General features: G+C 56.8%; 11 protein-coding genes. 4 read left to right on the top strand and 7 right to left on the bottom strand.

The genetic code is table 11. The features are described 5' to 3' along the window. Positions 1–17: 17 nt before the first annotated feature. A complete protein-coding gene (locus tag C5L39_RS02020; protein WP_123047776.1) occupies positions 18–1,649 on the top strand; it encodes an ABC-F family ATP-binding cassette domain-containing protein in 1,632 nt (543 codons plus the stop codon). Positions 1,650–1,663: 14 nt separating this feature from the next. Here C5L39_RS02020 and C5L39_RS02015 read toward each other — a convergent pair whose 3' ends face one another. Genes C5L39_RS02015 through C5L39_RS02000 form a run of 4 tightly spaced genes read right to left on the bottom strand, consistent with a single transcriptional unit; the run spans position 1,664 to position 6,789 of the window. Then, positions 1,664–2,401 carry a glutamine amidotransferase gene (locus C5L39_RS02015; RefSeq protein WP_123047228.1) on the bottom strand — a complete coding sequence of 246 codons (738 nt, stop codon included), beginning with the start codon at positions 2,399–2,401 and terminating at the stop codon, positions 1,664–1,666. A 10-nt stretch (positions 2,402–2,411) separates the two neighbouring features. After that, positions 2,412–5,087: a cation-transporting P-type ATPase gene (locus tag C5L39_RS02010; RefSeq protein WP_123047227.1), complete on the bottom strand. Its 2,676-nt coding sequence runs from the start codon at positions 5,085–5,087 to the stop codon at positions 2,412–2,414. 47 nt (positions 5,088–5,134) lie between these two features. Then, a complete protein-coding gene (locus tag C5L39_RS02005) occupies positions 5,135–6,499 on the bottom strand; it encodes a PFL family protein (RefSeq protein WP_123047226.1) in 1,365 nt (454 codons plus the stop codon). A gap of 20 nt (positions 6,500–6,519) precedes the next feature. Then, positions 6,520–6,789 (bottom strand): ACT domain-containing protein, encoded by a 270-nt coding sequence (locus C5L39_RS02000; protein WP_123047225.1) that lies wholly within the window; start codon positions 6,787–6,789, stop codon positions 6,520–6,522. Positions 6,790–6,826: 37 nt separating this feature from the next. Between C5L39_RS02000 and C5L39_RS01995 the strand changes: the two genes are divergently transcribed. Genes C5L39_RS01995 through C5L39_RS01985 form a run of 3 tightly spaced genes read left to right on the top strand, consistent with a single transcriptional unit; the run spans position 6,827 to position 8,256 of the window. Further along, on the top strand, positions 6,827–7,048 hold the full coding sequence (locus tag C5L39_RS01995) for a PLDc N-terminal domain-containing protein (RefSeq protein WP_123047224.1): 222 nt from the start codon (positions 6,827–6,829) through the stop codon (positions 7,046–7,048). Further along, positions 7,049–7,549: a DUF1990 domain-containing protein gene (locus tag C5L39_RS01990; RefSeq protein ID WP_123047223.1), complete on the top strand. Its 501-nt coding sequence runs from the start codon at positions 7,049–7,051 to the stop codon at positions 7,547–7,549. It abuts the gene before it with no gap. Positions 7,550–7,566: 17 nt separating this feature from the next. Continuing rightward, complete coding sequence (locus tag C5L39_RS01985) at positions 7,567–8,256, top strand: SDR family oxidoreductase (RefSeq protein ID WP_123047222.1); 690 nt, start codon at positions 7,567–7,569, stop codon at positions 8,254–8,256. Here C5L39_RS01985 and C5L39_RS01980 read toward each other — a convergent pair. The 3 genes from C5L39_RS01980 to acnA all read right to left on the bottom strand — a co-directional run bounded on the left by C5L39_RS01980 (position 8,253) and on the right by acnA (position 12,488). Beyond that, on the bottom strand, positions 8,253–8,993 hold the full coding sequence (locus tag C5L39_RS01980) for a glutamine amidotransferase (RefSeq protein WP_123047221.1): 741 nt from the start codon (positions 8,991–8,993) through the stop codon (positions 8,253–8,255). The genes C5L39_RS01985 and C5L39_RS01980 overlap by 4 nt on opposite strands. A 32-nt stretch (positions 8,994–9,025) precedes the next feature. After that, positions 9,026–9,592 carry a TetR/AcrR family transcriptional regulator gene (locus C5L39_RS01975; protein WP_123047220.1) on the bottom strand — a complete coding sequence of 189 codons (567 nt, stop codon included), beginning with the start codon at positions 9,590–9,592 and terminating at the stop codon, positions 9,026–9,028. 124 nt (positions 9,593–9,716) lie between these two features. Further along, complete coding sequence (acnA, locus tag C5L39_RS01970) at positions 9,717–12,488, bottom strand: aconitate hydratase AcnA (RefSeq protein WP_206750000.1); 2,772 nt, start codon at positions 12,486–12,488, stop codon at positions 9,717–9,719. Positions 12,489–12,603: the final 115 nt, after the last annotated feature.

The following is a 12,603-nucleotide window of genomic DNA, read 5'->3' as shown; positions in this document are numbered from 1 at the left end:
TGTTAGAGTGGTTCCTTGTGATTGTCTCCAACGACCTTGAAGTGCGCGTCGGCGCCAGGACCCTGCTCACCGCACCCGGACAGCACCTGCGCGTGCATCCGGGCGATCGGATCGGTCTGGTCGGACGCAACGGTGCCGGCAAGACCACCACTATGCGTATTTTGGCGGGGGAGACTCAGCCTTTCTCCGGCAAGATTTCCTCGGCTGGGGAGATCGGCTATCTGCCCCAAGACTCCCGTGAGGGCAACATTGAGCAGACTGCCAGAGACCGAGTACTCTCTGCGCGTGGTCTCGACGCCCTACGCAGCTCGCTAGAGCGCCAGCAGGAGATCATGGAGACTACCTCCGATGATCGCCAGCGGGACTCTGCCATCCTTAAATACTCCCGCCTGGAAGAGCAGTACTCTTCACTGGGTGGCTATGAGGCTGACTCTGAGGCTGCTCAGATTTGCGATAACCTCGGTCTTCCTGAGCGCATCCTTGATCAGCGCCTTAACACCCTCTCGGGTGGACAGCGTCGTCGCGTGGAGCTGGCTCAGATTCTGTTTGCCGCTACCAACGGTTCCGGAAAATCCCAGACCACTTTGTTGCTCGATGAGCCCACTAACCACTTGGATGCGGACTCGATCACGTGGCTGCGTGGCTTCCTGTCCAAGCATGAGGGTGGGTTGATCATGATCTCGCACGATGTTGAATTGCTCAACGCTGTGTGTAACAAGGTCTGGTTCCTCGACGCCGTCCGCGCTGAGGCCGATGTCTACAACATGAGCTTTGCCAAGTACAAGGACGCCCGCGCGCTTGATGAAGCACGCCGTCGCCGCGAGCGCTCCAATGCTGAGAAGAAGGCCTCTTCGCTCAAAAAGCAGGCTGCACACCTGGGCGCTAAGGCCACCAAGGCTGCCGCTGCCAAGCAGATGCTGGCCCGCGCTGATCGCATGATGGGCTCGCTCGATGCCGTCCGCGTCGATGATCGAGTCGCTGCTATTTCTTTCCCGGATCCGGCACCTTGTGGCAAGACTCCCTTGTTCGCCAAGGGTCTGACCAAGATGTATGGCTCGTTGGAAGTATTCGCTGGTGTGGATCTAGCGATCGACAAGGGCTCACGAGTAGTAGTGCTGGGTTACAACGGCGCAGGCAAGACGACCCTGCTCAAGCTGCTTGCAGGTGTCGAACGCACTGATGGTGAAGGCGGCTTGGTTTCTGGCCACGGCCTGAAGATCGGATACTTCGCCCAGGAGCACGACACGATCGACCCAGACAAGTCCGTGTGGCAGAACACCATTAGCGCCTGTCCTGATGCTGCGGAGCAGGAATTGCGCAGCCTATTGGGCGCGTTCATGTTCTCTGGCGAACAGCTCCAGCAGCCCGCTGGCACCCTTTCCGGTGGTGAGAAGACCCGTCTGGCTTTGGCTGCGTTGGTGTCCTCCCGCGCCAATGTCCTCCTGCTCGATGAGCCCACCAACAACCTTGACCCGATGTCGCGTGAGCAGGTCCTCGACGCCCTGCGTACCTACACAGGTGCAGTTGTCCTGGTTACTCACGACCCGGGCGCAGTCAAGGCCCTTGAGCCTGACCGCGTTATCGTGTTGCCTGATGGCGATGAGGATTTGTGGTCGGATGAGTACATGGAGATCGTCGAACTAGCCTAAAAGGCTAGGAAATATCAACGCGCATAAGTGCGCGCAAAGTTGAGCAGCACTCGATCATCTACAGTGAGATCCACTCCACGGGTGGTAGCGAGGATATCGGAGAGCTCACCGGGCTCGTAGTAGCCGGCGTCGGCGTAGATCCGCAGACGCTGGGCGAAGGCCTCGGGGGAGAGCTCTGGGTGGAACTGCGTGGCATAGATGTTTCGGAGGTAGCGAAACATCTGAATGGGACAGTGCTCACCCTGGACTAAGACCTCGGCTTCTGCAGGCAGGAGCGCGATTGCTTCCTTGTGTCCCACCATCGTCGAAAAGCGTTCCGGCAGTCCCTCAAGCATGGGGTCCTTGCGCCCCTTTTCCGTCAGACCAACTTCGATGACTCGTGGCTTCTCGCCGAAAGTGTCATCGATGTTGGCTCCAATTGCGGTGCCGACAGTACCGACTCCGTAGCACGCGCCGAACATCGGAAAGTCCTCGGCGATGACCTGATTCATCAGGCGAGCTAGGTCGGCCTCTACCCGCAATTGCAGCGGTGTTTTCCACGCATCTGAGGCGTTAAAAGGGCTACCGCCCAGCAAAATCCCGGACCACTCATCCAAATTCAGATCGTTCAAGGGCTGGGACTCGAGACGGTGTTGGATGAGACCAGTGTCATCTAGTTCCATCTTCTCGCGAAAGCTAATCAATTCGGCTGCAGCAGCCTCATCCTCCGGCCGAGTACTGATCAGGAGGAAGGGGCGAGAGGTATCTGGCATACCGAGCAGTCTACTCGCTCGTAATAGCGCTTCGTCGCCGGATGAGCTTCTCAATTTCTACCGCTGCGAAGACCAAGATGCCAGCAAAGAGCGGAACAATCCAGCCAATCCAGTTCACTGCGGTGGTGTTGAACGCGGTTTGCATGAAAGGCAGGTAGCAAAAGCCCAACTGCAGCAGCAGCATGATTCCGACGCAGGCCCATGAAACTGGGTTGGCGGTGAACAATTCACGGCGTAGGGCGGAAACGTGCGAGAAGCGAGCAGTAAATAGGTAGAAGATCTGACCAACAACGAGGGTGTTCACCGCCACCGTTCTGGCAGCATCTAAACTCACGCCACTGTCGTAGGCGTCATTGAATACCCAGATGGTGACAGCACCGATAAGTGCAGAAACGTAGAGAATCCGGATGATCGCTTCCCGATCCAGCAACGGGGCCGCCGGATCGCGGGGCGAACGTTTCATAATTCCCGGCTCAGAGGGTTCAAATGATAACGCCAACGACAAGGTAACGGCAGTAATGAGGTTGACCCACAGCACCTGCAGTGCAGTAATTGGCAAGGTCATACCGGCCAGCATGGCCACGAAGATCACTAAGCCCTGGCCACCATTAGTCGGCAACATGAACACGATGGCCTTGCGCAGATTGTCGTAGATGGTTCGGCCCATCTTCATCGCCGAGGCAATGGTGGCGAAGTTGTCATCGCCCAAGACCACATCCGCGGCCTCTTTAGTCGCCTCAGTGCCCTTGATGCCCATGGCTACGCCGACGTCCGCTTGCTTGAGTGAAGGTGCGTCGTTGACGCCGTCGCCAGTCATAGCGACGACTTCTCCGTTATCTTGCAAGGCACGCACTAACCGCAGTTTGTGCTCAGGGCTGGTACGAGCGAAGACGTCATAGTCACTGACGATCTCGCGCAATTGTTCATCGGTGGCAGCTTCCAGCTCGGCGCCGGTGATCGCTGTGGTGCCGGCCAGGCCAATTTCGCGGGCAATGGCAGCGGCGGTTGAAGCGTGATCACCGGTGATCATCCGGACACGCACACCTGCCCGCTGGACAGTAGCTACCGCCTCTGGAACTTCGTCGCGGGGAGGATCGATGATGCCATAGAGACCTAAGAACTCGAAGCCGCCAGCGTCGATATCTTCAGTGGTGATATCGGTGGTTGTTTCCGCCACCGAGCGCCGTGCCGCGGCAAGAACTCGCAGCCCTTTGGAACCTAATTGTTCGATCTGTGCTTCCCAGAAATCCCGATCCATCGGCTCGGTGGTCTCATTGGGCCCTGCTTGGAAGGAACAACGCTCCAGAAGCCGATCGGGAGCACCCTTGAGATGGATGACCAAGTCTGCAGAGAGCTGATCCAGAGTGGCCATGTACTTATGTTCAGAATCGAAGGGCACTGCTGCGATCCGATTTTCTGGATTGGTCGAGCCAGCCTTGAGGGCGAAGGTGCGGATACCGCCGTCAGTGGGTTCTCCGATCAGAGTCCAGCTGCCCTCATGCTTTTCGACGGCCGCGTCATTGGCGTGTTCAGCTACCTCCACCATGTGAGCTAGATCTGGGTGCGCGGGAGAGCTCATAGTGACGCTGCGACCGTCGATAAGAACCTCGCCCTGCGGTGCATATCCGGTGCCTGTGACCTGGTAGGTATGCGCCCGGGTAACTACGGTCCGGACAGTCATTTCGTTTCTGGTGAGCGTTCCGGTCTTATCTGTGCAGATGGTAGTGACTGAGCCGAGCGTTTCGACGGAGTTGAGGCGACGCGTGATGGCTTTACGATCAGCCATCTTTTGCACACCCAAAGCCAAGGTAATGGCCATGACTGCTGGCAGCCCCTCAGGGATGACTGCCACGCCAAAACCGATGGCGGACATGAATACTTCCTCCCAGCTGGTGTCATAGAGCAGCACCGAGGTCACTGCCATGAGTGCTGCCATGATCACGGCAGCAACAGCGAGGAAGGAAGAGAACTTAGCCATTGACTTCATCAGCGGAGTTTCCACGTGCTCAACTTGGTTGAGGAGGGAGGTAATCCGGCCAATCTCGGTATCTTTACCGGTTGCGGTAGCTATTCCTAATCCGGAGCCAGCAACGACAGTGGTACTAGAAAAGGCCATCGAGCTGCGATCACCAAGATCGGCGTCTTGTTCCACGGCATTGGAACGTTTGTCTGAGGGCACTGACTCACCGGTCAGTGCGGCTTCCTCAATGCGTAAACTGCTGGCTTGAAATAGACGTAAGTCAGCTGGCACCTTATCGCCGGCACTGAGCTTGACGACATCGCCGGGGACCAATTCCTCTGCGCCCACGGTCATCCAGCGCCCGTCACGGCGTACTTGGGAGGTAGGGGAGAGCATGTTCTGAATAGCCGCCAGAGCATTGGCTGCTTTGCCCTCTTCGATGAAACCGACGAGCGCGTTAATCAACACCACCGCGGCAATAACAATGGTGTCGATGTAATGCCCGAGAACAGCGGTGAGCGCCGCGGCCCCGATAAGGACAAAGATCATCGGGTCATTGAATTGTCTCAACAACCGATGAAACGCAGATTCTGCGGGAGCTTGGGGCAGAATATTGTCACCATGAGCGCTCTTTGCGTTAACTACCTCTTGAGCTGATAAGCCCTCGGGACGACTGTCTAAGCTATCAAAAACTTCCTGGGCAGCTAGCGCATACGGAGAGAACATAATAGTTATATTCTACGCCCGAGCCCGAAAAAGCTCTTGGAAAAACCTTAGTTGCGGAAGCCGTGAACTGGGGCGGGGATGAACCCTCCACGGTTAATAAATGTGGAGTTGCCAACTTGGTTGACCGGAATGACTGGGGCATATCCTAGAAGACCTCCGAAGTTGACCTCGTCTCCAGGTGCGGTTCCAGGGACCGGGATTACTCGGACCGCAGTAGTCTTATGATTCATCACACCAATGGCGGCTTCATCGGCGATCATGCCCGCGATAGTCTCTGCGGTGGTATTTCCAGGAATAGCGATCATGTCGAATCCGACCGAGCAGATGGCAGTCATCGCTTCGAGTTTGTCCATGGTGATCGAGCCGGAACGCACGGCATCGATCATTCCTTTGTCCTCGGAGACCGGGATGAAAGAACCGGAAAGCCCACCCACACGCGAGCAGGCCATCATGCCGCCCTTTTTCACTGCGTCATTGAGCAGTGCTAGAGCAGCGGTAGTGCCATGGGTGCCTACCTGATCAAGCCCCATGTGTTCAAGGATGTGGGCCACAGAATCACCTTGTTCGGCGGTCGGTGCCAGCGAAAGGTCGACGATGCCGAAGGGCACGCCAAGCCGCTCTGCCGCCATATCACCCACCAGTTGTCCTGCGCGGGTGATCTTGAATGCTGCCTTCTTGATCTCTTCTGCGACCTCGTCGAGGCTGGCACCCTCGAGGGAGCCGAGTGCCCGGTCAACTACACCGGGTCCGGAGACACCCACTGAGACCACACAATCGGGTTCTTCGACGCCGTGGTAAGCGCCCGCCATAAACGGGTTATCGCCGACAGAGTTGGCAAAGACCACCAGTTTGGCGCAGGCGATCGCTGATTGATCTTTAGTCAGCTCCGCAGATTCTTTGATAACTCGGCCCATAGCGGCAGCAGCATTCATGTTGATGCCTGCCCGCGAGGTAGCAATATTGACCGAGGAACACACTACATCGGTCTGGCTCAACGCTTCCGGGATCGAACGGATGAGGGCTTTGTCTGCGGTAGTTGCGCCCTTTTCGACGAGTGCAGAGTAGCCACCGATGAAGTTGACGCCGACCTTCTTGGCCGCGGAGTCTAAAGCACGCGCAATATCTGCTGGATTGCCCTCGAGTCCAGCGGTGATTAGCGCAACCGGAGTCACCGAGATGCGTTTGTTGACAATCGGGATTCCTAGTTCGGCCTCGATGCCTTCGCATACCTCGACCAATCGCTCGGCCCGAGTGACCACGAGATCGTGGACAGCCTGACACGTCTCATCCATAGTCGATCTTGTGCATCCGAGTAAGGAAATACCCATAGTCACGGTGCGGATATCTAGTCGGTACTGTTCAATCATCTCGATGGTATCGAGGATGCTTCGGGTGTTTAGATGAAAGCTCATAGAGTGGCCTGTAATCCTGTCTAAATCTCGTTAACGGCAGTAAACAGTGCCTCGGATTGGATTCGGATAATGAGACCTTGGGCCTGCTCCACCTCTAAAATCCGCTTCTGAATGGTGGAGATATCGGTGGCGTGTTCATCGAACTCGACCCGCAGAATCATGGTGAACCACTCATCCATGATTGTCTGGGAGACATCGAGAATGTTGATCTCCTGCTCGGCCAGAGTGGTGGTTACGGCGGCAATGATTCCGGTGTGATCTGCGCCGGTGACTGTCATGATGGCAAACATTCCTCAAGCATATCGGCGTCAACTAGGATTGGACACTATGACTGCTAAAGATCTCAAGAGCTGTTCAAACGCGAGCTGTGGTCAGAAAGCTGGCCTAGCAGCACTCACCATTGCTGATGTGGTTGCTAAAACTGCAGTATTGATTGATATCTACCGTCGCCCAGCGGAAGATATCCGCGGCCCGAAGTGGGTGTGGGTGCTGGCACAAGCACTCAACGGCGTGGGCCCAGCCTCTTATTGGATGTTCGGTCGCAAGTAGTTGTCCTCACTGACCTATCCTGATCATTTAAAGTTAGTCACCCTAGGGCTTGCCAAGGGACAAGCTCCCAGCGAGTTTGGCCTTGATGACTCGTGGGCAATCACTGATCATTCGGCTGTCTTGGGCCACGGAACAGAGTGTTTTTCAGCTGCCGCGACTCGTTTAACGGATTGGCGAGCGCATGAACATGCTGGAGTCAAAGTTAGCCGTGAAGGTCTACTAGTCCGACTTACTTTCGGTCCGACGATGTCTCCGTGTCTGATCCTCCACGAGGAATCCACTCCAGACCGCCATGTATTGGTCTATGGGACCCTACCTGGGCATGTCGAATGCGGGGAAGAAGCATTCATCATTGATTTAGCAGATTCTGGCGAAGTCACTGGCCGTTGTGTGGCGTTTTCTCAACATTCCTGGTGGTTGGCTCGGTTGGGATCTCCAGTGGCACACGCGGTACAGAAATGGGCAACAAGGCGTTATGTTGAGGGCATGCGGCCCAAATAGTCCGTAGGGTGGATGACATGACAAAGAAGGTATTGATCATCGGCGGGCACGGAAAAGTTGCCCAACTGTCCACTCCTCGGCTCGTTTCTGCAGGCCTTGATGTCACTTCTTTGATTAGAAGTCCTGAACAAGTCCCAGATATTGAAGCTCTCGGATCCACTCCACTAGTTCGTGACCTTAGTGTTCTCGACACCGATGACTGGGCACAGCTGTTGGGCGAGTTTGATGTTGTGGTCTGGTCGGCTGGCAGCGGTGGGCATGGAGGCGCCACCGCCACTTATGCCATTGACCGAGATGGGGCACTGTGTTGCATCGGTGCTTTGGAAAAGCTCAAGGACGAAACTTCGCAGCAACCCAAGCTCATCATGGTCTCCTACCTGGGTTCCCTCGACCATGGGATTGATCCAGAGGATCCATTCTTCCCTTATGCCGACTCTAAAAAGACCGTAGATCAGCGGTTGCTCGACTCCGAACTAGACTTCCTTATCCTCGCCCCAGCCAGGCTGACTATGGATCCGGCTAATGGCATCGAAGTCATCTCTGGTGCATTGCCCGGAGATGGGGCTGTCGAGACCTCTCGTGAGCTAGTGGCCATGGTCATTGCAGAGATGGCCACTCGAGACTCGTTCCCGGAAAGAGACATCCTGCCCTTCATCGATGGCACAGGTGGAGTCGAAGCCGCCAAACACGGCGTCGAGAAGCTCTAGCGAAAGGACAGCTGACGCCGGTCACAATAGTCGACAAAATTGCGCATCAACTGGTTTGACCACGTGGTGTCGACTTGAGGTAGGCCGGCGACGATGGTGTCGTAGTCTTCCGGGGAGAAGTATCCGTAATCACGGTAGAAATTCATCCGGTCGTGCATGGCAGCGGCGTCCATGTCTGAGTGGAACTGCGTTGCCCAAACATGTTCGCGATAGCGGAGAAATTGAACGGGACAGCTAGGCCCACTTGCCAACACTGTCAGCTCGGGAGAAATAGCTTCAATACACTCGGTATGCCCAGTCAACGAAGTAAAACTATCGGGCAAGCCTGCGCTGATGGGATCTGTGCGTCCGGCATCAGTGAGTTCGACATAGGTGGGACCACTTTGCTCAGCAAACTGGTGGCCAATGGTCCCTCCTACGGTGTGTGCTAGCCAACTGGCTCCATAACAGACCAGAAACGTGGGTAGTCCAGATTCTATGATTTCACTCAGTTGCTGATGAATATGGTGTTGCCAATCATCCCACGGTTCATTGGTGATGTTGAGCGAACTTCCGCCCACTATCACTCCGTCATAGTCGCTGAGATTGCCCACGCTACGTTCGGTCGAACTTAGAACTATCATGGGAAGTTCAGGAAAAGTCAAGCCTGTGGTCTGGATAAAGTCGCGATACTCGGCAGTGGAAACTTGATCTGCGAGTTCACCAGAGCGGAGCGAAACAAAGAGGACTTTAGGCATAAGTGTGTATTCTACACACCTACGCATCCTGTTTAGGAGCGCTTTCTGACAGTGCTCTCAACCAAGTCGAGGACCTCTTCAAGACCTTCAGTAGACCCACCAGAAGCCAACCTAGTGATGAACCCATCGAGGACCGTTTCCAGATAGGTATGAAGCACATCGGCGGAGACATCTGTTCTCATGCGACCATCGGCAGCGAGCTGCGACAATCGATCTTCCACTGCGGAATCAAGGACCTCTTGATGCTTGCGCCAGCGGATACGGAAGACCGCGTCTGTGCGGAGCAGCTTGGTGATTTCCAACCTGGTGGCTAACCAGTCATAACGCTCAGGGTGTTTGAGCATATCGCGCATCACCTCAACTAGGCCCTCTTCAGCGACTACTGCCGCCTGCCTAGCAGCATCTTCCCGCGCCAAGGCCAGAAAGAGGTTCTCCTTGTCGCCGAAATGATGGAAAATTGCACCGCGAGACTTTCCGGTGGCTCTCTCGAGTAATCGAACCGTGGCACCTTCGTAGCCGTGTTCAGCAAAACAACGCCGGGCGCCCTCCAGAATCTCCGTACGGCGGCGTGTGAGCTCGAGATCGCTGACCAAAGGCATTGAAAAGTCCTCCTAGCAAAGGCAAAGACGCGAAAAGAGGACTGCCTCCTCGGGAGACGGTGATGTCTACCGAGGAGGCAGTCCCCTCAAAGAATGCAGTGTTGACTGCGCGAAACGATGAGCCTTAGACGGCTGCCATCTGGCGCAGAACGTACTGCAGGATGCCGCCGTTACGGTAGTACTCAGCCTCGCCGGGGGTGTCGATGCGCACTGCTGCATCGAATTCCACGGTGGTGCCGTCTTCCTTGGTAGCGGTGACGTGCATGGTCTTCGGGATTACTCCATCATTGAGGCCGGTGATGCCCTCAATGTCGAAGGTCTCGGTGCCATCCAAGCCGAGGGAGCCGTGAGACTCGCCGACCGGGAACTGCAACGGGACAACACCCATGCCGATGAGGTTCGAGCGGTGAATACGCTCGAAGGACTCGGTGATAACGGCCTTCACGCCAAGAAGGTTGGTGCCCTTAGCCGCCCAGTCACGGGAGGATCCGGTGCCGTACTCCTTACCGCCCAAAACGACCAGCGGAATGCCGGCTGCCTTGTAGTTTTCTGCAGCATCGTAGATGAAGGCCTGGGGAGCGCCTTCCAAGGTGAAGTCACGAGTGTAGCCACCGGTGATGTCGACCAGCTGGTTCTGCAGGCGGATGTTAGCGAAAGTACCGCGGACCATGACCTCATGGTTGCCACGACGGGCACCCAGGGAGTTGTAGTCCTGACGTTCGACACCGTGTGCGTCCAAGTACTGGGCCGCAGGGGTGCCCGGCTTGATGGACGAAGCCGGCGAGATATGGTCAGTGGTGACCGAATCGCCGAGCTTGGCCAGGACGCGGGCGCCCTTGATGTCGGTGACCGGCTGAGCCTCGGCGGGCATGCCGTCGAAGTAAGGAGCCTTGCGGATGTAGGTCGAGTTTTCGTCCCACTCGAAGGTCTTACCGGTCGGGATGTCGAGATCCTGCCACTGCTGGTCGCCCTTGAAGACGTCAGCGTAGTCAGCCTCGTAGAGCTCGCGAGAGATCGCGCCAGCGATGGTCTCTTCGATCTCAGCGGTGGAGGGCCAAACGTCCTTCAGGAAGACGTCGTTGCCGTCCTTATCCTGGCCTAGAGCCTCAGTCTCGAAATCGAAGTCCACGGTGCCGGCGATAGCGTAGGCGATGACCAGCGGCGGGGAAGCCAAGTAGTTCATCTTCACGTCGGGGGAGATACGACCCTCGAAGTTACGGTTGCCGGAGAGCACTGCGGTGGCAGCGAGATCGAACTCGTTGATTGCGCCAGAAACCTCGGACGGAAGGGGGCCGGAGTTACCGATACACGAGGTGCAACCGAAGCCGGAAAGGTAGAAGCCCATGGCTTCAAAGTCTTTCCACAGGTCAGCGCGCTTGAAGTAGCCGTCAACGACCTGGGAACCCGGGGCGCAGATGGTCTTGACCCAAGGCTTGGACTGCAGACCCAGCTCGCTGGCCTTACGAGCCAGCAGACCAGCGGCAACCAGAACCGAAGGGTTAGAGGTGTTGGTGCACGAGGTGATGGACGCAATAGCGACCATGCCGTGGTCGAGGGTGTACTCGCCACCCTTGGGGGATTCGACGACCACCGGAGTGGAGGCACGACCCTCAGCACCTGCGGCAGCAGACTCACCATTGCCAGCGAAGGACTCGTTGTAGGAGTCTCCCTCGACAGCGGTGGCCTTAACTGGCTCGGCGCTTTCATCAGAGGCGTAGGTCGGCAGGTCCTTGCGGAACTGTTCCTTGGCCTCGGTGAGCAGGATGCGGTCCTGCGGGCGCTTCGGGCCAGCAATCGACGGCACGACGGTGGACAGATCCAGCTCGAGGTACTCGGAGAAGGTAGCTTCCGGAGCGTCCTCTTCCAGCCACATGCCCTGAGCCTTGGCATAAGCCTCGACGCGAGCGACATCTTCCTTGGAGCGGCCGGTCAGCTCGAGGTACTTGATGGTCTCCTCGTCGATCGGGAACATCGCACAGGTAGAACCGAACTCGGGGGACATGTTGCCGATGGTGGCGCGGTTGGCCAGCGGGACAGACTTGACGCCGTTTCCGTAGAACTCGACGAATTTCTGCACCACGCCGTGGGCGCGAAGCATCTCGGTGATGGTGAGCACCACGTCGGTGGCGGTGACGCCGGCCGGGATTTCACCGGTCAGCTTGAAGCCAACGACACGCGGGATGAGCATGGAGACCGGCTGGCCGAGCATGGCCGCCTCTGCCTCAATGCCGCCGACGCCCCAGCCCAGGATTCCCAGACCATTTTCCATAGTGGTGTGGGAGTCAGTGCCGATACAGGTGTCTGGGTAAGCCACACCCTCGTTGTCGAAGACAACGCGGGAGAGGTACTCGATGTTGACCTGGTGAACGATGCCGGTTCCCGGGGGAACAACCCGGAAGTTGGAGAAGTTCTCGGAGCCCCAGCGTAGGAACTGGTAACGCTCCTCGTTGCGCTGGTACTCGATCTCGACGTTCTTATCGAGAGCCGCGGAGTTACCGAAGGCTTCGACGATCACCGAGTGGTCAATGACCATCTCGGCCGGGTTCAGCGGGTTAACGCCATCCGGATCGCCACCGAGAGTCTTAATGGCCTCACGCATAGTGGCAAGGTCAACAACACAAGGAACGCCGGTGAAGTCCTGCATAAGGACTCGAGCCGGGGTGAACTGGATCTCGACAGAAGGCTCTGCCTCCGGATCCCAGTTGGCAATTGCCTCAATGTGCTCGGTGGTGATATTTGAGCCGTCTTCGGTACGCAGAAGGTTCTCGCCGAGAACCTTCAGGGAGTAGGGCAGCTTCTCCATACCCGGCACTGCATCGAGGGCGAAATAGTCATAGGACTTGTCGCCGACCTCGAGGGTGCGCTTGGCGTTGAAGGAGTTCTTGCTTTCGGTCACAGGGAGCTCCATTTCCTCTTCATTGAACTGAAATGTTCGTTACCGTGAGCGCGTGTCCCGATCAAGGGTGGCGAATACGGCAGAACGCGATGGTCCATACCCAAGTCTAGGGCGA

Origin of the sequence: Corynebacterium alimapuense (genome assembly GCF_003716585.1) — a bacterium.
GTDB lineage: Bacteria > Actinomycetota > Actinomycetes > Mycobacteriales > Mycobacteriaceae > Corynebacterium > Corynebacterium alimapuense.
This window is presented reverse-complemented; position numbering and strand designations above follow the sequence as displayed.